Source organism: Legionella sp. W05-934-2, from assembly GCF_964199965.1.
Lineage (GTDB): Bacteria > Pseudomonadota > Gammaproteobacteria > Legionellales > Legionellaceae > JAFIFT01.
On record NZ_CAXMZT010000005.1, the window covers coordinates 60090 to 84376 of the forward strand.

Genomic DNA, 24287 nt, shown 5'->3' on the forward strand with positions numbered 1-24287 from the left:
AAATAATGCCTAATTCGCAACCTAAAACAATATGGTATTGTCACCATTATGCTGGCTCCCCAACCTTAGGCATGTCTTATCGACCCTATTACTTAACGCGTGAATTTTGTCAGCAGGGGCATAATGCCTATGTTGTGAATGCAGCTTACCATCATTTATTACTCAACCCGAAAAAACAAAAAGAAAAGGTTGTTAAACAAACCATTGACGATGTTCCATTTATTTCTTTGAAAACTAGACCTTATCAAGGAAACGGACTATCTCGTATTTTGAATATGTTAGATTACGCTCGGGTTATTAAAAAGCAGCAGAAAAAGATTATTGCTTTAACAGGAAAACCCGATGTCATCATTGTATCTTCAGCCCATCCGTTTCACTTTCCTATTTTAAAGAAGCTTGCTAAAAAATATAACGCAAAATTGATATTTGAAGTGCGCGATCTTTGGCCTTTATCTTTACAGCTTTTGCTGCATACCAGTGCCTTGCATCCTTTGATTATCTATTTAGCCTATCTTGAAAAGCAGGCCTACCAGCAGGCAGATTCTGTTGTTTCGGTTCTACAAAATTCAATGAGCTATATGCAAAGTCGAGGACTCAGCCAAGATAAATTTCGCTATATACCTAATGGAATATGGTTAGACGAGCTAAAAAAAAGCGAAAATTTACCCAATTTGCATTGGAAAGCGATAGAGAATTTACACTCAAAGTTATTTAAATTGGGCTATGCTGGCGCGTTAGGTGAGCCCAATGCCATGAATTATTTAATCGATGCCATGCATTTATTGCAGGAAAAGAAAGTCCTTGTTCATTTATTCATTGTCGGAGATGGGCACTTAAAAGAAAAGCTTATTCAACAATCAGAAAGATTGGGGCTAAATAATATTACGTTTCTACCAAGAATCTCAAAACGTGCTATCCCAACGTTCTTAAATCAAATGGACGCTTTATATCTTGGCTGGCAGCCATCTGAAATATACCAATACGGCGTGAGCCCCAATAAACTATTTGATTATATGGCCTCAGGCAAGCCAATTATCGAATCCGGTGGTGATCAAAACGGGATTATTAGAACATCAGGATGTGGTGTTCAATGTGAGGCAGTTAATCCGGTGCAAATTTCAGAATGTATTGAAGAAGTGATGAGTATGCCTAAATCTAAGCTAGAAGAAATGGGTAAAATAGGTATGCAAGCAGTGCAAGCATACGATTACGGAAACCTAGCAAAACAATACCTTCAAAATTTTAGTACAGATGAGGTTGTCTAATAGGTTAGTTAAAAAACATATCTAACCAGGCTTGTACGGATACAAACTGCCAAACATGGCGACTATCGAGCTCGCCAGCCATAAACCGAGGCCATATAGTATTCACTGCTTGTGAAGAAAATAATGGATGATGGGCGAGTTTTTTTAATTGACTCTGCGAGTAATTTGCTAGTTCATTCTTGAGCCAGAAAGACATGGGTAAGGAGAAACCTTTCTTCTTCATGGATAAGCATTCGGGGGCAATATATTTTTTCGCCACTTCTCTTAAAATATATTTTTGCTGACCTTGCTTTATTTTAAATTTCGATGGGATGCGGAAAGCTGCCTCAATCACCTCATGATCTAAGAATGGAAATCGACCTTCTAGTGAAAACAACATGGTAAATTGGTCGACCCGATAGACATGATGATTGCCAATATAATGAACCAAGTCCATATACGACATCGCTTCGATCGAATCTTCAAAGCGAATACCGTCCCCAACATACAACTTATGCAACGTATCAAACGTATTATACTCTTTCACGATGGGTGAATTAAACATCTGTTGTTTCATGTTTTCAGACATGATGGTGAATAATAAACTATGGTATTTATCTGGCGATGAGGCTTGGGAGAATTCAGATATCCTGGCAAAAAATTCCTTTTTCCCTTTAAGGGGCTTGGCGAAAGGCGCTGCCAATTTAAAAATTGGCGCTCGATTAGCCCATCGGAAATGTCGATAACCGGCAAACAACTCATCGCCGCCAAGGCCATTTAAGACAACGGTTAAATTATTTTTTGCAACTATTTTGGAAATAAGGTAGTTGGGGGACAGGGAATAAAAAGGCTCCTCATAATTGCGTATATTATCGTCAATATTTTCCAATATGGAATCCATTTTAATCGTTTCAACGATATGTTCTAAGGGATGAAGTGCTGCTGTTGCCCTTGCTTGGGGTATTTCGTCATAGTCGTTGGCATAATCTTCATAGCCTAAGGTGAAAGCTTTAATGCCCGGGTGAAGTTCGGCTGCCATGGCGCTGATGAGTGTTGAATCAACCCCACCCGACATAAAAGTTCCTAAGGGGACATCGGATACCAACATACGGTTAACGGATTTTTTTAACACATCTTCCAATAATTCAGCTGCATGTTGCTCAGTCATTGAATGATCTTGTGTGCCAACAGGGACTTGCCAATAACGTTGCAGCTGCATAGAACCATTTGGCTTTATTAACATCCAATGGCCTTGAGGAAGCGCTTGAATGCCTTGAAAGCAAGTCATTGGGCGTGGTGCAACCCCATAGCTTAGCGCATGATACAGTCCTTCAATGTTAATTTCGGGGTGGTATTCATTGGATGCGATAATGGTTTTGATGTCAGAAGCAAAGATAAACTTTTGATTTTGAATGGTGTAATAAAACGGTTTAATGCCAACACGGTCTCTTGCACAAAATAGTGTTTTTTCCTTTTCATCCCAAATGGCAAATGCAAACATACCATTAAATTTATCAAGCGCTTTTGGGCCCCAGTGGCAATACGCTTTTAGTAGCACTTCCGTGTCACTATCACTTGAAAAGTGAACGCCTAATTGGTTAAGTTCGGCAGCAATTTCTCGATAATTAAATAACTCGCCGTTATAGGTTATCCAATAGCGTTGATTGTCACAACTCATCGGTTGGCTGGCGGCATTACTTAAATCAATAATGGAAAGGCGTGTGTGTGCCAGGAAAAGATCAGCGGGGGAGTCATCGAATTTTGTATCAGAATCAGATAGATACTGTCCCTTTTTCTGTTGCTTATAGCCAATGAAATACCCACTGCCATTCGGACCACGGTGAGTCATTTTTTTTGCCATCATGCGAGTGTTGTTTAAACCAGAAAAGGGGCTGCCGGATAAGTTATATATGCCTGCTATTCCACACATGATTGCAACTTTGTTATTGTCAAAAAGACATTTTATAGGAAGTAAGGTAGTATATACCTAAGTTATTTCAAATTGCTACCTAAAGCAGCACTCGTTAGGGTGATATACAAACCATGAAGAAGAAAGTTGTTCATATTACCACCGTCCATAATGCACAAGATGCGCGTATTTTTTTTAGACAATGCTGTAGCCTTGCTAAACATTTCGATACCCATTTGATAGCGCCAGCAAAACAGGATTTTGAACTGGATGGCGTAAACATTCATGCCATAGGGGAAAATCGCGGCAGATTACATAGAGTTCTCGTTAAACAAATCAGAGCATTGTGGACAGCATTCAGAATCAAAGCGGATTTATATCATTTCCATGATCCCGAACTTATTTTAACGGGATTATGCTTGAAACTTTTGGGGCGCAAGGTAATTTATGATGTTCATGAAGATGTGCCGAAAGACATATTGTTAAAAACCCATATTCCCACCGTGCTAAGACGACCGCTTGCTTTAATGGCTAATTTTATGGAAAACCTTGCGGCGAAATATTGCGATGCGATTATTACGGTCACCCCCGACATCGCCCGCCGATTTCCTCCCCATAAAACAGTATTAGTGAGAAACTACCCGTTTCAAATTTTACCCGCAGCGACCTATCAAGCATACCTTGCACGTGAAATTGACCTTATTTATATCGGTAGCATCACGTTAAACCGTGGCTTAACTCAGATGACCACTGCTGCAAAGGAAATCAATAAAAATTTCGTCATGATAGGGAATGCCTCGCCAACGTTAATCAGTGAATATTTACAAGCAGATAAATATGTCAAACATATCCCTTGGATGCCCTCTAATCAGCTATTAACAAACTTAGCGAACAGCAAAGTCGGACTGGTAGTCCTTCACCCTACACCGACGTTCTTGACAAGCTACCCCCTCAAATTATTCGAATACATGGCCGCAGGCATCCCCGTGATTGCCGCAAACTTCCCAGAATGGGAAGAAATCATCAACCGCTATCAATGTGGTTTAGTGGTCGATCCACTTGATGAAGAAGCAATCAAACAGGCTATGTTATACCTTCTAAATAATCCGGAGAAAGCCTATCAAATGGGGCAAAATGGTCTGAAGGCTGTGATGGGTGAGTTGAATTGGGAAAGGGAGTTTAGAGCTCTTTTGTCAGTTTATAACAAAGAATGGAAAGATAACACTATTTCTCTAAGATTAGAAAATTAAGGCCATAAAACAGGCCGATATAATTATACGCAGAATTTTACTCGATTAATCGAAATTTGAGCATGGCTGGTGACTAATGGCTTTTCGAGAAACAAGATAAAGTTCTTGCCTTTAAATTAAGAACGATATTATCCTGTAGACCGCAACCATTCCTTGAAAATGGTAATCCTGTGATGATAACAAACACTAATAGACCTAACTATGCATAACTTCACTCCAAACTATCAAATCTGTTCCCGTTGTATCATGGATACTTCAGACCCTGGGATCACGTTTAATCATGAAGGAATATGTAGCCATTGCTTGGCTTATGATGAAAAAATGAAAAGTTCTAATCCGATATCGGAAGTTAATCATCTCATACATAAAATTAAAAAAGAGGGCAAGAATAAAAAATATGATTGCCTGATTGGTATGAGTGGCGGGGTTGACAGTTCATATGTGGCTTATTTGTGTCACCAACATGGTCTTAGGCCCCTTGTTTTGCATGTGGACACAGGATGGGATTCAGAGCTTGCTGTAAAAAACATAGAAGGGTTGCTGAAAAAATTATCCTTTGACCTAGAAACGATTGTGATTGATTGGGAAGAAATGCGATCATTGCAATTATCCTATTTCAAGGCATCTGTTGCCAATTTGGATGTTCCTTCCGACCATGCGATTCTGGCAAGTTTATTTAAAATAGCTAATAAATACGGCATTAAATATATTTTAAGTGGCAGTAATCTAGCAACGGAATTTATATTACCAAAAGCGTGGGGGCATTCGAATCGCGATCTTGTTAATCTCAAAAGTATCAATCAATCATTTGGAAAGAGCCGCTTAAAATCTTATCCAAAATTGGGGGTAGTCAGGGAAGCTTATTTCCGAACAGTCAAGAAAATTAAACTAGTCAATTTACTGGATTATGTTGAATACAATAAAGAGGAAGCTATGAAACTCTTACAAGCATGTGCGGGGTGGAGAGATTATCTAGGGAAGCACTTTGAGTCAAAATTTACCGAGTTTTTTCAATCGTATTATTTACCGAAAAAATTTGGTTATGATAAACGTCGCGCACACCTTTCCAGCCTTATTATTTCCAATCAAATATCGAGGGAAGAAGCGTTAAATATAATGAATACTCCTCCCTACGTTGATGAGGTCCTTTCGCCCAAGAAAGCCTATATTGCAAAAAAACTGGGACTCAATCCGCAAGAGCTCGATGAAATCATTGATCTCCCACCAAAAGATAACACCCATTATAAAACGAGTACGCTCTTATCCAAATACTCACATCACTTGATTGCATTAAAAAGAAAGCTGTCGCCTACAATATGATTTAAATTTTCAATAAGATAATCAAAATAAAAACAGCTTCTCATTAATGCCAATACTAAAGAAATATATTCGCTATTCATTATAGGCTGGACAAACTGAATTAAGCATATAAAATGGAGCTTGAGAACGATATGCGTGGGTCAAAAGAGATTGTTTATCAAAATCAAAATAAATTCAATCGATTAACGCTAATTTGTAGCGAGTTAGACCAAGAGAATGAGGAAAAGTAGATAATGAACCTTGCGAATAAAAAAATTCTTGTTACGGGCGCAGATGGATTCATCGGTTCGCACTTAACTGAAACGTTGGTGCAAGATGGCTATGATGTAAAAGCGTTTGTGATGTATAACTCGTTTAACTCTTGGGGTTGGTTGGATCATGCCAATAAGCATATATTGGATTCACTTGAAATTTTTGCAGGCGATATTAGAGACCCACATGGGGTAAAGGCTGCAATGAAAGGATGCGATGTGGTGCTCCATTTAGCTGCGCTTATAGCCATACCTTATTCCTATCATTCTCCCGACACCTATGTGGATACCAATATAAAAGGCACCCTCAATATCTTACAGGCGGCAAAAGATTTGCAGGTTGAAAAGGTGGTTCATACTTCTACGAGTGAAGTGTATGGCACGGCTGAGTTCGTTCCAATTACTGAAGAACATCCATTGCAAGGGCAATCCCCTTATTCTGCGTCCAAAATTGGAGCAGACCAAATGGCATTATCATTTTATCGTTCGTTTAATACCCCAGTTGCTATTATTCGCCCTTTTAATACCTACGGCCCTCGGCAGTCAGCCCGAGCAGTAATTCCCACAATCATTGGACAACTTGCCAATAATATAGAAAAAATAAAGCTTGGGGCAATTCATCCTACGCGTGATTTTAATTTTGTTGCAGACACCGTTAATGGTTTTAAGTCAGTGGCTGAGTCAGATAAATCGTTGGGAGAAGTCATTAATATTGGCAGCAATTATGAAATATCAATCAAAGACACGGTGAATCTGATTGCAGATATTATGAATAAAGACATTGAAATTGAATGTGATAATGAAAGGATACGCCCCGATAAAAGTGAAGTAGAGCGGTTATGGGCTGATAATGCTAAAGCTAAAAGATTACTAGGATGGGAGCCAAGATATAGTGGTATTGAGGGCTTTCGAAGAGGTCTCAGTGAAACCATCGATTGGTTCTCTAATCCAGATAATCTAAAACATTATAAATCAAATCAGTATAATATATGAACGCTAAACAAATTAAGCATATTATTCATACCTTAAAGGATTTTTATCCTTGTGAACGTGATTTTATCCCACTACATGAGCCCGAATTTATGGGGAATGAATGGGACTATGTCAAAGAATGTTTAGATTCCGGTTGGGTATCGTCTGTTGGGCAGTATGTAGGGGCTTTTGAGAAGAAATTAGCCGAGTTAACGTCGATTAAACATGCCGTTGCCGTCGTAAATGGTACAGCAGCTTTACATATCGCATTGAAAGTGATTGGCGTTACAAATGACGATGAAGTACTTATCCCAACCTTAACCTTTGTTGCCACAGCGAATGCTGTAGCATATTGCCAAGCTATACCGCATTTAATCGATAGTGATTATGAAACGCTGGGTGTGAATTGTGAAAAATTGGCAGATTATCTAGAAGACATTGCTGAAATGGGGGATGGTGTTTGTTATAACAAACATACGGGACGAAGAATCAAAGCAATCATTCCTATGCATACCTTTGGCCACCCGGTTAAAATGGATGTTTTACAACGTCTCTGTGAAGCTTATCAGATAACGATTGTTGAGGATGCAGCTGAGTCGTTAGGTTCATTCTATCAATCGCAACATACCGGAAGCTGGGGAAAACTCACCGCGGTGAGTTTTAATGGAAACAAAATTGTTACGTGTGGTGGGGGCGGTGCAATACTGACGAATGACGAGTCGTTGGCCAAAACGGTCCGACACCTCACGACGACGGCAAAAGTACCTCATAGTTGGCGATTTATACATGACTCAGTTGCCTATAATTATCGATTGCCTAACATTAATGCGGCGTTGGGTTTGGCTCAGTTAGAGCAGCTTGAATACAAGTTGAAATGCAAAAGAGCACTTGCTAAGGCTTATCAAGAAGCCTTCTCCGAAAACGATGAGTGCAAATTTTACACTGAACCATTTGAAGCACAAAGCAATTACTGGTTTAATGCTTTAATCCTTAATAAGGATTCAGTGATAGATACCGTTTTGGAAGAAACGAATGCAAATGGTATCATGACACGTCCGTTTTGGGATCCTATGCATAAGCTTGAAATGTATAAAGATTGTCCTCAAATGGATTTAAGTATCGCTGAAGATCTATTTAAAAGATTAATTAATATCCCTAGCTCTGCTTGGATTGGAGAGCCTTATGTCTAAAAGGACGATTTGTTTTATAACTGGAACAAGGGCTGAGTATGGCTTGCTCAAACCGGTGATGGAGAAAGTGTCTAAAGACAACGAATTACATCTACAAATTATAGCAACGGCGATGCACTTGTCTCCTGAATTCGGCATGACCTATCAAGAAATAGAAGCCGATGGCTTTACAATTGATGAAAAAAATGAAATGTTGCTATCCAGTGACACATCGGTTGGTATTTCTAAATCTATAGGCCTCGGTGTCATATCGTTTGCAGAATCATTTCAACGATTGAAGCCTGATTTGATAGTTGTACTTGGCGATCGATTCGAGATCTTAGCTGCAGCACAAGCCGCCTTGATTGCAAGAATTCCTCTAGCCCATATTGCGGGAGGGGACATCACCGAAGGGGCATGGGATGAATCAATTCGACATGCAATTACGAAAATGTCTCATATACACTTTGTGACTAATCAAGGTTCCTTCAATCGGGTTAAGCAGCTCGGAGAAAACCCCCAGCATATATTTAATGTTGGCAGCACAGGGATTGATAATATCCTTCATCAGAAATTTCTTGCAAAAGAATATCTTCAAGAAGAGTTGGGGTTTTTATTCAGGAAAAAAAATATTCTCGTAACCTTTCATCCTTCAACGTTAGACTTTATTCCAGCATCGAAGCAGTTTGCGCAGCTTTTATCTGCACTACATCATCTGGGTGAAGACGTAGGTATTATTATTACCAAACCAAACGCTGACTTAGAAGGAAGAAGTTTATTTCCGCTGATTGAGGCATTTGTCAAAGAGCATCAAAATGCGAAGGCTTTTGAATCACTTGGGCAAGAGCGGTATTTAAGTGTCATGAATACTGTCGATATGGTCGTGGGAAATTCCTCAAGTGGGCTCTATGAGGCGCCATCATTTAAAATCCCAACAATTAATATTGGTAGCCGCCAGAAAGGAAGGTTACAGGCCAATTCTGTTATTAATTGTGAACCGGACGAACAATCAGTCGTTCATGCAATGGAGAGAGGGTTTGCGTTAGATTGTAGTGAAACATTAAATCCCTATGGCACTGGTCATGCATCGGAGTCTATTGTTTCTGTCTTAAAATCCTTTGATAATTATAAATCACTATTAACTAAACCATTTTTTAATTTATGAAAAGAACATATATCATTGCTGAAGCAGGTGTGAATCATAATGGTTCGATGGAATTAGCAAAATCGTTAATTGATGTTGCTCTAGAAGCAGGTGCTGATGCTATTAAATTTCAGTTATTTAAAGCAAAGGCACTAGCAACGCTTAGCTCCAAGAAAGCGAGTTATCAAATTGAAGCCACTAAAAATAGTGAGTCCCAGTTTGAAATGCTGCAAAAATTAGAGCTTGATGTCGATCAGCAACTGTTGCTAAAAAGTTATGCGACGCAAAAAGGAATTGAGTTTCTTTCAACCCCTTTTGATATCGCAAGCCTAGAATCGTTAGCCAAAAAATTTAACATATCGCGCTTAAAAATTAGTTCGGGTGATTTAACTAATGCGCCCTTATTGCTTGCAGCGGCAAGAACAGCCTTGCCCCTCATACTTTCTACTGGCATGGCTTCTTTATCTGAAATTGAGCAAGCGTTAGGCGTTATCGCGTATGGGTTAATTGCTAAATGCTCTGAAAAGCCGAGTATGTCTCATTTTCATTTATCTTATCAATCTGAAGAAGGTTCAAAGGCGTTAAAAGAAAGGGTGACATTGCTTCATTGTACGACAGAATATCCTGCCCCTTTAAATGAAGTTAACCTGAATGTTATGGAAACACTGCGCCGATGTTTTGATTTGGAAGTCGGCTATTCAGACCACACCGCCGGAATTCATATCCCAATCGCAGCTGTTGCGATGGGTGCAACGATGATCGAAAAACATTTTACCCTCGATAGAAATATGGATGGCCCTGATCACAAAGCTTCACTTGAGCCAAATGAATTAAAGGAAATGGTAAAAAATATTCGAGATGTTGAAATGGCGAAAGGGTCGAGTATTAAAAAGCCAACACAATCGGAACTAAAAAATAAAGGTATCGCCAGACGAAGCATTATTGCTACAAAAAAAATTACGAAAGGTGAAATATTTACCCCAGAGAATTTAGATGTAAAGCGACCAGAATCAGGCTTATCGCCAATATTATACTGGGATCTACTTGGTAAAGTGGCTGATAAGAATTTTGAAGAAGATGAAGTGATAACAGCACTATGTTGAATCCCATTGTTGTAATAGGAGGTGGCGGTCATGCTAAAGTTCTGTTGGAAGCTATCCATCTCCTTAATATGCCAATTTTAGGTGTTTTGGATAATTCTGAGACTTTAAAAGAAGTGCATGGCGTCCCTATTCTTGGAAGCGATAAATTGCTAGACAATTTCAAGCCAAGTGAGGTTGCATTAGTCAATGGATTAGGATCGTTGAAGCCCTATTCAAAGCGTACAGATATTTTTAAAAGCCTCAAGCAAAAAGGTTATAAATTTGTTACTATTATCCATCCCAGTGCAATCGTGGCGAAAAATACACATATTGGCGAAGGTGTTCAAATTATGGCAGGAGTGATTATTCAGCCAGGGGTGACAATTGGCGATAATGTCATTATAAATACACGCGCATCGATTGATCATGATTGTGTGATTGGTGAACATACACATATTGCCCCGGGTGTTACGCTTTCAGGAAATGTTTCAGTGGGACGCCAAGTACATATTGGAACAGGTGCAACTTTGATACAGGGTATAAATATTGGTTCAGGGTCAACATTAGCTGCAGGTGCTGTAATGACTAAGGATTGCTCGGAAGGCGCATATGTTATGGGCGTTCCTGGGAAGGAGGTAATGTCTTGTGAGTGATTGGAAAAAAACAATAATAAGCGCAGATAAATCTATCCGAGAGGCGATTAGCGTTCTGGATAGTAGTATCTATCAAATAATATTAGTAGTTGATGAGCAAAATCATTTATTAGGAACTATTACTGATGGTGATATCCGACGAGCGATTCTCAAAGGCCTCGATTTAGAGATGCCCCTTAGCCTTGTGATGAACAAAAATCCCATTGTAGTCAGTCCTAATGAAGAAAGAGAAAAAGTTCTTCACTTGATGAGACAGCATCATTTAAGGCAAATTCCCGTAGTTGATGAAAATGGAATCGTTGTTGATTTGGACTATGTCTATGATATGTGGAGTGATGCTGAAGATGAAAATATTGCTGTCATCATGGTTGGGGGATTAGGCACTCGTCTAAAGCCATTGACAAATGATTGCCCGAAGCCAATGCTTGAAATAGGTGGCAAGCCAATCTTGGAAACGATTCTTTGTAACTTAAAAGATTATAATATCAAGCACTTCTTTTTTTCAGTTAATTACAAAGCAGACATTATTCAGAATCATTTTGGGGATGGCTCAAAGTGGGATGTAAAAATTGATTATTTGAAAGAATCAGAGCCCATGGGTACTGCTGGGGCGTTAAGTCTCTTAGATGTTGAGACCAAAAAACCGATTTTGGTTATGAATGGTGATATTTTATCGAAAGTTAATGTGAAAGAGCTTTTTAATTATCACCGAAAGCATAACTCGAAAGCGACCATGTGTGTTCGTCAGTATGACTATAAAGTGCCATATGGTGTGATTACGTTAGATGACCAGTTTTCCATGAAAGAGATACAAGAAAAGCCATCTCATAAATTTTTGGTTAATGCGGGTATTTACGCCCTAGAACCGACAGCTTTAGATTATATTCCGAAAAATTGCCGTTATGACATGACCACGTTATTCGAAACGTTAAAACAAAATGATGAGTGCGTTCAGACTTTCCCAATACGAGAGTATTGGCTTGATATTGGACAGCATAACGATTTTAAAAAAGCACAAAATGAATTTGATGAGGTTTTTTATTAACCAGGCATCTTAAACAGATTATTGGTTTGTATAGGTTTGATATGAGTAATTTACGATTAATCCCAAGATTAGACATTAAAGCACCCAATTTGATCAAAGGCATACATCTTGAGGGCCTTAGAGTCATAGGAGATCCCAGTGAATACGCCATTCGTTACTATGAAGCGGGCGCTGATGAATTAATTTATATGGATATCGTCGCGAGTTTATATGAGCGTAATAGTTTGGAAGATGTTTTAGCTAAAACCGTCAAAAATGTATTTATCCCCATTACGGTCGGTGGTGGTATCAGAACGGTTGATGATGTAAAAAAAATTTTGCGATCGGGTGCCGATAAAGTTGCTATTAACACGGCAGCAGTGCGAAGACCAGATTTGATATCCGAAATAGCTAAAAAGTATGGCTCTCAATGCATGGTTTTATCAATTGAAGCCAAGCGTTCGGCCCAATTTGGATGGGAGGCATTTACGGATAATGGTCGAGAGCATACAGGGCTTAATGTCATTGATTGGGCAAAAAAAGCAGAAGGATTAGGGGCTGGGGAAATTCTATTAACATCCGTTGATCAAGAAGGCACACGAAAAGGATTTGATATTGAATTAGTGAAAGCAGTTTCGGAGTCCGTCACAATTCCTGTCATCGCAAGTGGCGGCATGGGTAAAATTTCAGATTTTGTGGACGTGGCTAAAGATGGTAAAGCAGATGCAGTCGCGATGGCTGATGTCTTGCATTATAATAGAATGCCCTTGCAAGATATCAGGCAAGCAGCCCTAGACCATGATTTACATGTGAGACATTTATGAAGCCAATAGTGACAGTAATTGATTATGGTGTTTGCAACATGTTCAGTGTTAAAGAGGCTTTTACTCATTGTGGCGCTGAAGTTAAATTCACCGATGACCCTGAAGAAGTGGTAAGAGCAAATTCATTAGTACTGCCTGGAGTAGGTGCGTTTGCCGATGGGATGCAGGCGCTCAAGGATAAAAACTTGGATGAATCTATTATTTCTTATGCCAAAACAGGTAATCCTTTACTGGGTATATGCTTAGGCATGCAGATGCTGTTAACAAATAGTCACGAATTTGGCATATACCAAGGTTTGGATTTGATCCCAGGGGAAGTGCTGCCTATCCCGAAAGAAACCGATCATGGTATTCATAAAATTCCCCATATCGGCTGGAATGAAATTGATATTGTAAATAACGATGTACCCTGGAAGGACACCATTTTAGAAGATACCAAAGCGAAATCGCCCATGTATTTTGTGCATTCTTTTACGGCATGGCCAAAGGATGTCCGCCATCGGCTTGCTGATTGTTATTATGATGACAGCCGGATTTCAGCTGTTATCGCCTCAGGGCACATATGGGGTTGTCAATTTCATCCGGAAAAAAGTGGTCAAAAGGGATTAGACATATTACATGCTTTTTTGAGGTTTTGATATTCTATCCCTGATAAGGGCTTAGCCTAAGTAATAAAATTACTATCTACATCTAACGTAGACGAGGAAAACGATGCAATCTTCCGAAATGATAGAATGGATTAAACAAATTGAATCGGAAAGTCCAATAGCCGTTGACGATATAAAGTTAATGGATATTCATGTATGGCCTATTATCAGAATTCGCTTGTTTTTTAAAACGCTCTACCTTGAAAATGGTTTAAGGGATGGCCAGGCAAGGAAATCATTGGCATCTATTTTTGAGGATTTAAAAAACTATTTTCATGCATTGGTTAAAGATAACAATAAAAATGACTCACTGCGAACAAAAGCGGATATTGTTTTCCTAAGTGATGGTGTTTCGTTTTTTCCAACGAAGCAAGGTTATGTCGATAAATACTGCGATCCTATCATGGATCGCTGCCATCAATCTGGTTTAAAAACGTGTTTACTAACGCCCATGCACGAATATTGTGTGCCTAGAAAATCAAAAAGTATTTTTATTCAACCTTATATTGATTTTGCAAAATTAGCTAAAGCTATTAAATTGCTTACCTTTCGGTGGAAGTCAAAAAAAAATCTAACCGAGTTAAATCATTTTGTTAACTTTCTCAATAAACAAAAAATATTCGAAACGCCTATCTCATTAATGGACATTGTGGGTGATATTTTCTATGTGCGTTCAGCGGCCAATCGTTATAAAAAGCTTTTAAAAAAATTTGAACCAACCATGGCATTTTCCGTTTGCTACTATTCACTACCTGGGCTGGGCTTTAACGTAGCCTGTGATGAGCTCGATATCCCTAGCGTCGATATCCAACATGGTGTCCAGTCCGATGCACATATAGCCTATGGACATTGGACTAAAATCCCCGCAGAAGGGTATGGTGCTTTGCCTAACTATTTTTGGTGTTGGAGCGCGGAAGAGGCGGCAGTTATTACAGCGTGGAATCAAAAAGTAACGAAATATCATCAACCGATAATTGGTGGAAATTTGTGGCTAAGGGATTGGCATCATTACCAAGGTAGTGATGAGCAAAGTCAGGAATTAAATTCAAAACTGCAAACACCAGCCTATAAAAATAAGAAACATATCTTGGTAACTTTACAACCTATCTATTTTTCTATTAAGGAATTTTCAGCATTATTTGAGTGTATGAAAAAAAGCAGCCCAGATTGGGTTTGGTGGATACGTTTACATCCAACCATGTTAAATGATAAAAATAAAGTTCGTCATATGTTACAGTCTGAAGGAGTCAATGATTTTGAGTTAGAACTTGCTTCGGAAGTTGCCTTATATGATTTACTACCGGTTATGCATGTTCATGTCACGCACAGTTCTGCAACGGTTTTAGAAGCCTACCAATTTGGTATCTGCTCAATTTTATTAAGTGAAGTTGGCAGGGAGCTCTTTCAAAATCAAGTTCGTGCGAAAAAGGCAATTTATGCGCCAAATGAAAACGAAATTGCCGGGGCTATTGAATTGTACATTAATCACAAAAAAGCAAATTTTAACCTTGAGACTAATAATTTAGCGATCGAAGAACACGGGTTTAAAGAGCTTATGGATGCAAGTAAACTTATGCACAAGTTTAAAATACCTATAGACGTAGGTGAAAAGATTAGTGATAATTCAATGTGAACAAAATAATATTTTTTAACGCATCCCAAAATCTAAATCCAATGGTTATCTTAATAACTGTACTATTCAAAAATAATAGGACTGTTTATGTCTAAGCCAAAAATTTTAGCAATCATCCCTGCTCGGGGAGGATCCAAAAGATTGCCTAAAAAAAACATTCGGTTGTTAAATAACAAACCGTTACTAGCTTATACCATTGAAGCAGCAATTCAGGCACCTATTATTTCAGATGTTATTGTGAGCAGTGAGGATGATGCAATCTGTCGTGTTGCAGCAGATTATGATGTCCAAATTGTTAAAAGACCGGATGCACTTGCTACAGATACTGTGTCAAACGAATTTGTGGTGAAACATGCTATTGAACAATACTTAATAACCAATGGTTATCCAGAGTATATCGTATTATTGCAGCCCACCTCTCCTTTAAGAAATGCGAACCACATCCAACAATGTCTTGATAATTTTTTGCTGTCTTCGGCTAAAAGCACGTTAAGTGTGTGTGTAGCAAGTCACCATCCTGGTAAGTATTTAAAACTAGACCCAAACTATTTGACGCCTTATACAACGATCGATGATATCGAAAAGCGCACGCAACTATTGGAGGTAGTGTATCGACAAAATGGAGCGATCTACGCCCTGCGAACAAACGATTTTTTAACTCAGTTAAAATTTTATCAACCCCCTTGTCTCCCCTATTTAATGGAAGTAGAAAATAGCATCGATATCGATAGCCAATTCGATTTAAATTTTTGCGAATTTCTATTACAACATGCTAAGACATCAGGAGAAGCGATTCATGCCAGCTAACTATAAAAATTTTCAGCACTATATTGATGAAGGATGGTCTAAAAATCCCAAAGAGATATTCAAATTTGTCGATAGTTATATTGCCAATGATAACAAAATTGGCAATATCAATTTATTAGATATTGGTTGTGCCACTGGGGAATTTATTTATTATTTATCAAGTCGTTACCCTGCCTATAACTATACAGGCATTGATGTATTTGATGACCTAATCGAACAATGTAATACCCTTCAGCCGAATAAAACATTTATCAAAGCATCGGCCCTCGATTTGCCAAAGCACTTATATGGGCAGTTTGATTTTGTTACTGCCGTTGGTGTGATGTCAATTTTTGATGAAGACGAATTACCGTTGTTTTTAGACAACCTAATCAAGGCTTGTAGAGAAAATGGGGTGATCTATATTTTGTCCCCATTAAATGAATTCGGTGTTGATTGTGTTCTCAAACATCGTAAGTGGAAAAGCGGCAACAAAGGAAGTTGGGAAAAAGGTTGGAATATATATAGCCAAGAAACATTATCAGAGATTTTGCAGAATCGTTGCAAGGAACTAAGTTTTCACCCATTCAAGATTAATTTTGACTTACCACAACGGGACGATAAAATTAGAACTTGGACAATGAAAACAGAAAATAACGATAGGCAGTTAACCAATGGGTTAAAATTGCTTGTTGATCACTATCTTATAAAAATCGTTCTTTAATAGACTTTGAGGTAACAATGGAAAGACAAATGAAGTTAGGCCCCTATCAAGTCGGGACAGAGCATCCTCCCATATTTCTTGCTGAAATTGGTAGTTATTTTAATGGCGACTATGAATTAGCCCGCAATATGATGGAAACCATTTTGAAAGCCCAAGAAATGGTGCCTCATCAACCGGTCGTTTTAAAAACTGAAATTTTAAATGATCCAGAAATCTGCCTTCCCTGTGATTTGGAAGAAACATATACCTGTAAATCCGGCGAGATAAGAAAGGAAAACTATCGTGAGCTAATTGAGCGCAAATGTATGCCTCTCAGTGAATACGAAAAGTTATTTACTATGCTTAATCAGGCAAAGATGCCCTTTATTGTATCTGTTTATGATTTTACCGCAGTTGATTTTGCAACAAAACACGGTGCTTGCGCTCTGAAAATCGCTTCCGCAAATATCGTACATATTCCATTAATTCGCTATGCTGCTTCAAAAAAATTACCGTTAGTGATTGATACAGGTCGTTCAACCATTGCGGAAGTATTTAATGCTGTTAACACAGCAAGAGATGCGGGTTGCCAAGATATCATGATTCAACATAGTCCGGATGGACATCCTGCTTCAGCAGAGGCGCATAACCTTCGGTTATTACAAACCTATTCACAATGCTTTAATTTGCCTGTAGGACTATCTTGTCATCACACCGGCTGCGAAATGTTGTATATCTCTATTGCGCTGGGTGCATCAATCCTCGAAAAAGGCGTTCATGTTCGCCCAGATGAACTCGATCAAGATATCTCTCATACCATGGGCATTGATGACCTACCTCAAGTACTTCAAGCAGTATATGATTCCTGGGTAGCGCTTGGGAAATCTGAGCGAAATTTAAGAACTCCTATTAAAGGGGTCATTGGCAGTTCGCAAAGACAATGTGTGGTGGCTAAGAAGTCATTGAATGCAGGTGATACAATTTCACTTGATAATGTTCGCTTTGCATTTCCTTGCAAGGGGATTCCTGTTCAGCAATGGGATTTAGTGCTTGGTATGAAAGTCAAAGCAAAAATTGATGCGGATCAGCCTGTGAAGTGGGAACATGTTGAACTGGTGTAATGATGAATTAGCATCGTTAGCGCGTTATATCCATAGTAAATTAATATCATGCGCCGGTTCAAAGGAAATCATAACTAACTATGTATTTAGGTAATCCAACATGGCAATCCTTATCCCCGGGATTGCCTCAATATATTCCAATTAATAACAGGGAAGAAGCAGCGATAGTGGATATCATGCCCTTATTAGGACAATGGTATCGAGTTTACGTGGAAGGTGCGGGCACTAATTTTTTCCGATTTGATGATGCAGTGTCAAAGCAAAATTACTTCATAAAGCGCATTAATAAAGAGGACTACCAGCGAAACAATGCCGCAAATAATATTGCCAGATGGTTGGATGAGCAGGGTGTGCCCACTAATTACGCTTCAAAAATCATAAAACAAGATAAAGCCAGTTATTTTTTCATTTACCCCTTAAATGAAGGCCAGCGAGTTCCAGCTGATTTAAACTCGATGGCGAAACTAGGCTCATCACTCGCCACGCTCCACACAACGTTAAAGCAACTCCCAAAGCAGGATGAGATTATCAACAAAACCAATTGGCGGATTGAATTATTGGAAGAAGTCAGGAAAAAATTAGTGAATGGACACTATCAATTCGGACCTAATTCCGACTTTGTTCACAAACTGGCAAAAAAAATTCATCACCCTTTTTTAGAAGATAACTGTATTCAACCATTACACGGCGATTTGAATTATGGCAATATTCTCTATCATAATCATGCCATTATGTATTTAGATTTTGAAGATACCCTCCACAGTTTTTTACCTACAATTTTTGAAATCGGCTATGTTTTAGAGAGATTTTTATTTACTAAGGTATCTGATAAAAATAAACTACTTTCTTTGGGTAAAGCTTTTATGAAGGCTTATTTGTCTAATAATGGTCAATATATTTATCATGAGCATCACGCCAAAGTCTTGCCCTTATTAGCATTGCGTTCCTTTTGTGTTCTGACTTTGTGTGAACTGGAAGGTAAAACAATTGATAAAAATGAATGGCTTAAATTTGAATATTTAGCCGAGCTGGGGTTTAAAACAGCCCTTTTATTTGATGAAATTATAAGAACTTAGCATAAAAAATGAAAAAGAAATTATTAATCACCGCAAGGGATGTTGGCGCCGCAATTAATATCATTGAAATTGTAAAATATGCTCATAGTTTAAAGAATATTGAGTTGCATTTATATGTTCAAAATCCTGCTGCTAAATATTTTGCAAATGCAAATATTGCTATTAATCCTGTGCTGTTAAACATTTCTCATTCACCCACGGATGCTGATGGTCTTTTATTATTAAATTATGCAGATAAGCTTATAAAAGAAATTTCCCCCGATGTCATTCTCTGTGGATTATCTACCCCAGGTGATGGTGGTATAGATGAAGCAATCATTTTCGCTGCTAAGAATAAAATTCCAACGTTTGTTATGCAGGATTTTTGGGGCGAAGTGAATGATTTTTTTGGCCACTGTGCCGATTTTTATTTATGCCTTAGTGATCATGCAAAATTTCTTTCTGAGCAAAAATATAATTGCGAAGGCATTGTCATTGGATCCCCAAGGCATGCCTGGTATGGCGATGCGGATTTATTTAGCAAAAAATTAAGCCTTAGGCATCAATATGACTTAGGACACGATGACGAAGTGATTGGTTTATTTGGCCAGTCTCTGCACCATATCCCAGGGTACAGTCGGACAATTCTAAATTTCCTTAATTCTCTAAATCATAAGAAAGATGAGCTAGTGTTGTTATACAGGCCTCATCCTCGTGAGACAGAAAGTCAGCGCCAGAAGAGTATAGCGATGCTTGAAGAATCAAACCTAACGTATGTGATTACAGAAAATGATAAAGTTGAGCACTCACTGTTAATGTCTGATGTAGTCGTCAGTATTTTGTCAAATTGTTTATATGACAGTTGTTATTTGAATTTCTTTTCAGAAGTTCCTTTGATCACTCCAGTTGCGTTATGTTATGAGGAGGATTTGCTTCGGCATCTAAATAATTTTAGTATGATTTCTTCATCGCCCTATAAAAGTCATAACCTTGCAAAAATATATGATGAATCTGCGCCGGATGCAAAAACAATTGACTATTTGTTATCTGAGGACTGTAAAAGAGAACTTTGGCTTTCTTCGAAAAAACTGCAAAATCCAAAACTATCGGCAAAAAAGGCAATCGATAGTTTGCTCAGTCATTGCTGATCGAAATCTGTTAAGACAGCAATTCCGTTTGCTTCTCTGCGGGCATTTTAGTAATTTTTGAACTCTGAATGAGTCCCTTAAATAAATCGCAACGTTCAGCAATCACTTCAAAGGGACCATCATCGATTATGCTCCCTCTATTGAAGACTAAAATACGATCACAAAGCTTTAAGGTATCGAGTTTATGACTAATTAGGAAAATGGTGCGCTTATTTTTAAGGTTATTTAAAGCCTGAATAAATTGATATTCAAGATTAGCATCCAACCCATTTGTTACTTCATCAAAAGCGAGAACATCCGGATTATGGTAAAGAGCTCTGGCAATGCCAATACGTTGACGCTGACCGCCAGAAAGGGTTGAGCCAGTTTCCCCTGTTTTTTCATCAATCCCTTTAGGAAGAGTATTAACAAATTCATTCAGCAATGATTCTTTAACAACTTCATCAACGCGATTGATATCAATTTCACCATCTTCAATACCAAAGGCTATATTGTTTTTGATGGTATCATCAGTCATATAAAGGGCCTGAGGCACATGGCCAATGTTATTTTGCCACATTCGTTTGATTCGCTTATTATGGATGTTTTCCTCATCGATAAAAATTCCGCCTTCCGAAGGATCGATCAATCCGAGCAGTAAATTCATAAACGTTGATTTCCCGCTACCAGATGGCCCGGTAAGACCTATGAATTCATATTTTTTTATGGAGATATTGATATTAGATAAAGCAGGAACATTTTTTTTAGGATAACAATAAGTCACATCACGAAATGTAATCATTGTATCTAAATTAAGCTTTGCAGTTTTCACACTTTGGTCGGGGATATATATATTTTTTTCATGCTCGTAAAATTCGTTAGCGATCGATTCAAGAATAGGTTGGCTACTATCAATTAATTGGAGGCTAATAAATATTTTATTAACTTGAGGCAACATTCTAAACATCACGGCAATTAATACACCAAAAATTGCCAAAGTATTCACATAGGCGGTTTGATAGTTATTGAATAATATTACTGCTAGAACGCCACACATTATCCATGCTTCCATGATAACGGGTGGCAAGCTAGCTAGGAAATTATAAAAATGCTGATTAATAAAATTCGATCGCTCAGTTTTTGTATAAAGATTTTCAAAATAGGTTTCTCTTCCTAGCAATTTTGTATCTCTAAAAGCACCAAGAGACTGAGTAATGACTTTTTGCCTATCCTTATATAGCTCTGTCGCTTCTTTACCAATTTTTTTAAAATACTTTTTCATCCCTTTGTTAATGCCATACACTGCCAAAACCATAATTATTAGAGCTTGGATGGCACTCATCGGAAGGACAAAAAATAATAACGCGCACAAACCTAGGCATATGATTGAAGAAACAATTAAGTTAAAGTAAGACATAATGTATTGATCATAAATCAATGGCGCTAAGGCTATATTTTTCATGATTTCTGCACTGGATTTTTTCATGTGTAAGGCATAATCTGAGAACAAATACATTTTCATCAAACGACGACTTAGATTTGTTTTGAAATTTGTTAGCACTCTAAATTGTAAATAGCGAAAGAAAACTGTATACCCAGCTTTTAAGATTATCAGAATTGATATCGTAGCTAACAAAACAATATTTAAAGTATGCGGGTCATTTAGTTGAAACGTTTTGGCAAGATACTTAAGTATTCTAAACTTATTGATAGACTCTGGCGATATTAAGACATAAATAAATGGAAATATTAAAGCAATACCCAAAACTTCTAATACACCAATAATCAAGCTCATGACAAAAAACACAAATATTTTAAGTTTCAACTGATGGCATTCTTGCTTCAAGAACAATTTTATTGGTGTATTATTCATATTTTTATTTATATATTGTATGTCTTAATTTCCAATTCCCATTTTCAAACGCCCAAAGGTGGGGGGATCGGAACTTATTGGTCAGTAAATGGAAATATTCTTTTGTCATACGGGGTTGCTCGAATTGTTTAGCAGCAACGGGTAGTTTTTCTTCATCAATACTTAAGTAATTGAAATTATCAGTTTCAAAACGGGTGGGGTATTCGCCATCAAAACGTTTAACTAAAGCGACACCCTCATCCCGAGTAAGTTCTCCGTTTCTGATTTCCTGCGAGCTATCATAGGTTGCTCTGCCAATGCCAAATTTAACGAAAGTTGAATAGTAATGTAAGTCATCTATTTTATCGTCGATGCTGCTATATTTACTATAAGTTCCCGGGGTTCGTTCTGGGGAGGGTGTAAACCCGCCTTTTTCAACAGCATAATAGTAACACTCTTGGGGGTGCCATGGTAAATAATACCCCAAATACTGTACTTCAATTTTCTTTTCAGCAACTTTATTTGGATTAGGAGGTAAATAGGGGTGTAATTCAACCTCGTTCAATCCAAAAGCCTCTTTTAATTCCAAAACAGAAGTGCCTGAAAGGAAAAGATCGGCCGTATTGTCTGCTGTGAAATACTCCAAACTTTTCGTCGCGCTATCATTTTCTTTGGCATTATTACCATATTCAGTGGGGTTTTCACCATAAAATACTAACGGTATATTAAGTTGCATTGCCATTTTGGGTGGATAATACATTTGTCCCATGATAAACGGCTGAAATGGATGGAACAGGTTTTCCAAAGCCAGCCTGGTTAACAATCGGTGTACTTGGCCGTTAGGCGTGAAAAGATAATTATCAAATCCTGCATGAATCCATGACTGAAAGTTATTCCATCCCCATGGGGTATAGATATGTGGCGCCCAGGTAACGGTCAGAGGGTTCATCCCATATTCGTATTTAAGGACGTAGGCTGTATAAAAACTATCTTTGCCACCTGAACCTGGTATCAGGCAATCATATTCCCCATTTTTACTGCGATAATTATCGCAAACTTCTTTTAATTGTTTTTTTCTCAGATCCCAGTCAATTTGTTTCTTTTTTTCAGCAACGAGACAGGCTGAGCAAACATGGTTTTCATCAAAATTGACCGTTGGTTTTTTCGCATTAATTGTATGTTTATATTCTTTTTCTGAATTGGGTTTTTGGTTGCTGTATGTGCATTTAGAGCAAAAACTTACGTCCTTGGGTAGACCATAAAATGTGTCATCAATATTAGCATCGGGTTCATATTTACTTAAATCTACACTGCCTGGATAGCGTATCATTTTATGTTCTCCTTATGACAAGCATTAATACTACTTGTTTTAAATATAATATTTTTTTCAATTCGTTAGGCTCAAAATTACTTGTTTAGCTTTGTCGTTACTTGGGATATTGCCAATTAGATCTTTGTAGCATAAATGATACCGTTCTGAAATTTATTGTCAAAAGAAAACTACTCGCAATTTGTATCAATTTTACTCTGATATGTTCTAGTAGTCCGGTTTTTTTTCTGTCAATTGAAAATAAAGTTAATTTAATATTGGTCTGGATCAATAAATAAGACATTTCCTCCATGCGAATCAAGGACAATTAACCACGGATGGTAAAATTGGGCATCATAGGGACAATTGATGTTTAAATGAGTTATTTCTTTTATAAAACTACCTTCTAAATCAAAATATAATAACGAATTATTACTCCATGAGGTAACTACTAATTCTTGGTGATTTGAGAAAGTGACAGCGACGGGATGTTTCAATCTTTTATGTGTAATCTCATCGAGAACATTGCCAGATAACTGGAATGTCTGGATTCTATGATTCCAGGTGTCTGCACAATATAATATACCATCAGGCGATTCTTTGATCATATGAGGACGATCAAATGCTCCTATGATAGTTGATGCTTTGAAAGTATGTGTTAATTGAAATTCAGGGCAGAGATGGTTTGCATCACTTAAACCAATACCACCTAAATATTCTCCCTCCTTAGAAACTTTCAAAATGGCATTTTTGCAATACTCCGATATTAATAAATATTCCTTTTTATGATTAAAAAAACTACTAGCAGGTCCTTGTAAAAAATAATTGCCAATCGTTTTGATATAACGCCCATCTCGAGCAAAAACTTGAATCTTGGGTGTGTAATAAGTAGTTACAAAAATATTTCCCATCGCATCAAAATCCAGCGCATGAGGTCCATGCAAAAGGGAGTGAGGATTGATATTGATTTCAATGGGGGTGCTAGTGATGGAGTATTCTGGCTGCCAGAATGGATGGTCGTCGCTAAGAAACGAAATAAAATCCAGCTTAGGCGATAATCGAAATACCGTATTCAGATCCATATCGGTGATATAGTAGTTTCCAATACTGTCCCGACCAATGCCAAATGGCCTTCCTAGTCCAGATAAACAAAAGCCTGCAAAATCACTGGATAATTTTGTTAAAGATAACTTTAGCTTTTTTCGCATGGAT

21 protein-coding genes are annotated in these 24287 nt (G+C 37.9%); 17 read left to right on the forward strand and 4 right to left on the reverse strand.

Annotated features, from left to right (window positions below; genetic code table 11):
* Positions 1 to 5 precede the first annotated feature (5 nt).
* The gene (locus AB3348_RS07105) at positions 6 to 1265 is read left to right on the forward strand and encodes a glycosyltransferase family 4 protein (protein ID WP_367606878.1); all 1260 of its coding nucleotides are present in this window, start codon (positions 6 to 8) and stop codon (positions 1263 to 1265) included.
* A 4-nt stretch (positions 1266 to 1269) separates the two neighbouring features.
* On the opposite strand, the gene asnB is transcribed toward AB3348_RS07105, so the two are convergent.
* On the reverse strand, positions 1270 to 3174 hold the full coding sequence (asnB, locus tag AB3348_RS07110; protein WP_367606879.1) for an asparagine synthase (glutamine-hydrolyzing): 1905 nt from the start codon (positions 3172 to 3174) through the stop codon (positions 1270 to 1272).
* A gap of 113 nt (positions 3175 to 3287) precedes the next feature.
* On the opposite strand from asnB, the gene AB3348_RS07115 reads away from it, so the two are divergent.
* The 16 genes from AB3348_RS07115 (at position 3288) to AB3348_RS07190 (ending at position 19935) form a co-directional block, all read left to right on the forward strand.
* Positions 3288 to 4403 (forward strand): glycosyltransferase family 4 protein, encoded by a 1116-nt coding sequence (locus tag AB3348_RS07115; RefSeq protein WP_367606880.1) that lies wholly within the window; start codon positions 3288 to 3290, stop codon positions 4401 to 4403.
* 201 nt (positions 4404 to 4604) lie between these two features.
* Positions 4605 to 5723 carry an N-acetyl sugar amidotransferase gene (locus tag AB3348_RS07120; RefSeq protein WP_367606881.1) on the forward strand — a complete coding sequence of 373 codons (1119 nt, stop codon included), beginning with the start codon at positions 4605 to 4607 and terminating at the stop codon, positions 5721 to 5723.
* Between the two features lie 233 nt (positions 5724 to 5956).
* Complete coding sequence (locus AB3348_RS07125) at positions 5957 to 6967, forward strand: NAD-dependent 4,6-dehydratase LegB (RefSeq protein WP_367606882.1); 1011 nt, start codon at positions 5957 to 5959, stop codon at positions 6965 to 6967.
* On the forward strand, positions 6964 to 8136 hold the full coding sequence (locus AB3348_RS07130) for a LegC family aminotransferase (RefSeq protein WP_367606883.1): 1173 nt from the start codon (positions 6964 to 6966) through the stop codon (positions 8134 to 8136). Before AB3348_RS07125 ends, AB3348_RS07130 begins: the two co-directional genes overlap by 4 nt.
* Positions 8129 to 9280, forward strand: coding sequence for a UDP-N-acetylglucosamine 2-epimerase (neuC, locus tag AB3348_RS07135; protein WP_367606884.1), 1152 nt, complete (start codon positions 8129 to 8131; stop codon positions 9278 to 9280). Before AB3348_RS07130 ends, neuC begins: the two co-directional genes overlap by 8 nt.
* Positions 9277 to 10362: an N-acetylneuraminate synthase gene (gene neuB, locus AB3348_RS07140; protein WP_367606885.1), complete on the forward strand. Its 1086-nt coding sequence runs from the start codon at positions 9277 to 9279 to the stop codon at positions 10360 to 10362. The genes neuC and neuB overlap by 4 nt, the downstream gene beginning before the upstream one ends.
* Entirely contained in the window at positions 10356 to 10994 is a 639-nt protein-coding gene (locus tag AB3348_RS07145) for an acetyltransferase (protein ID WP_367606886.1), read from the forward strand. The genes neuB and AB3348_RS07145 overlap by 7 nt, the downstream gene beginning before the upstream one ends.
* Positions 10987 to 12039, forward strand: a complete 1053-nt coding sequence (locus AB3348_RS07150) for a nucleotidyltransferase family protein (protein ID WP_367606887.1) — start codon at positions 10987 to 10989, stop codon at positions 12037 to 12039. The genes AB3348_RS07145 and AB3348_RS07150 overlap by 8 nt, the downstream gene beginning before the upstream one ends.
* 41 nt (positions 12040 to 12080) lie before the next feature.
* Positions 12081 to 12842 (forward strand): imidazole glycerol phosphate synthase subunit HisF, encoded by a 762-nt coding sequence (gene hisF / locus AB3348_RS07155; protein ID WP_367606888.1) that lies wholly within the window; start codon positions 12081 to 12083, stop codon positions 12840 to 12842.
* Positions 12839 to 13480: an imidazole glycerol phosphate synthase subunit HisH gene (gene hisH / locus AB3348_RS07160; RefSeq protein WP_367606889.1), complete on the forward strand. Its 642-nt coding sequence runs from the start codon at positions 12839 to 12841 to the stop codon at positions 13478 to 13480. Before hisF ends, hisH begins: the two co-directional genes overlap by 4 nt.
* 73 nt (positions 13481 to 13553) lie before the next feature.
* Positions 13554 to 15122, forward strand: a complete 1569-nt coding sequence (locus AB3348_RS07165) for a hypothetical protein (RefSeq protein WP_367606890.1) — start codon at positions 13554 to 13556, stop codon at positions 15120 to 15122.
* 87 nt (positions 15123 to 15209) lie between these two features.
* The gene (locus AB3348_RS07170) at positions 15210 to 15929 is read left to right on the forward strand and encodes a hypothetical protein (RefSeq protein ID WP_367606891.1); all 720 of its coding nucleotides are present in this window, start codon (positions 15210 to 15212) and stop codon (positions 15927 to 15929) included.
* Positions 15919 to 16632, forward strand: a complete 714-nt coding sequence (locus tag AB3348_RS07175; protein WP_367606892.1) for a class I SAM-dependent methyltransferase — start codon at positions 15919 to 15921, stop codon at positions 16630 to 16632. Before AB3348_RS07170 ends, AB3348_RS07175 begins: the two co-directional genes overlap by 11 nt.
* A gap of 29 nt (positions 16633 to 16661) precedes the next feature.
* Entirely contained in the window at positions 16662 to 17732 is a 1071-nt protein-coding gene (locus tag AB3348_RS07180) for an N-acetylneuraminate synthase family protein (protein WP_367606893.1), read from the forward strand.
* A gap of 80 nt (positions 17733 to 17812) precedes the next feature.
* On the forward strand, positions 17813 to 18808 hold the full coding sequence (locus AB3348_RS07185; protein ID WP_367606894.1) for a phosphotransferase: 996 nt from the start codon (positions 17813 to 17815) through the stop codon (positions 18806 to 18808).
* An 8-nt stretch (positions 18809 to 18816) separates the two neighbouring features.
* On the forward strand, positions 18817 to 19935 hold the full coding sequence (locus AB3348_RS07190) for a hypothetical protein (protein ID WP_367606895.1): 1119 nt from the start codon (positions 18817 to 18819) through the stop codon (positions 19933 to 19935).
* Positions 19936 to 19945: 10 nt separating this feature from the next.
* On the opposite strand, the gene AB3348_RS07195 is transcribed toward AB3348_RS07190, so the two are convergent.
* The 3 genes from AB3348_RS07195 to AB3348_RS07205 all read right to left on the reverse strand — a co-directional run bounded on the left by AB3348_RS07195 (position 19946) and on the right by AB3348_RS07205 (position 24283).
* Complete coding sequence (locus AB3348_RS07195) at positions 19946 to 21787, reverse strand: ABC transporter ATP-binding protein (protein ID WP_367606897.1); 1842 nt, start codon at positions 21785 to 21787, stop codon at positions 19946 to 19948.
* A gap of 4 nt (positions 21788 to 21791) precedes the next feature.
* Entirely contained in the window at positions 21792 to 23096 is a 1305-nt protein-coding gene (locus tag AB3348_RS07200; protein WP_367606898.1) for an N-acetyl sugar amidotransferase, read from the reverse strand.
* A 251-nt stretch (positions 23097 to 23347) separates the two neighbouring features.
* On the reverse strand, positions 23348 to 24283 hold the full coding sequence (locus AB3348_RS07205; protein ID WP_367606899.1) for an NHL repeat-containing protein: 936 nt from the start codon (positions 24281 to 24283) through the stop codon (positions 23348 to 23350).
* Between the last annotated feature and the right edge of the window lie 4 nt (positions 24284 to 24287).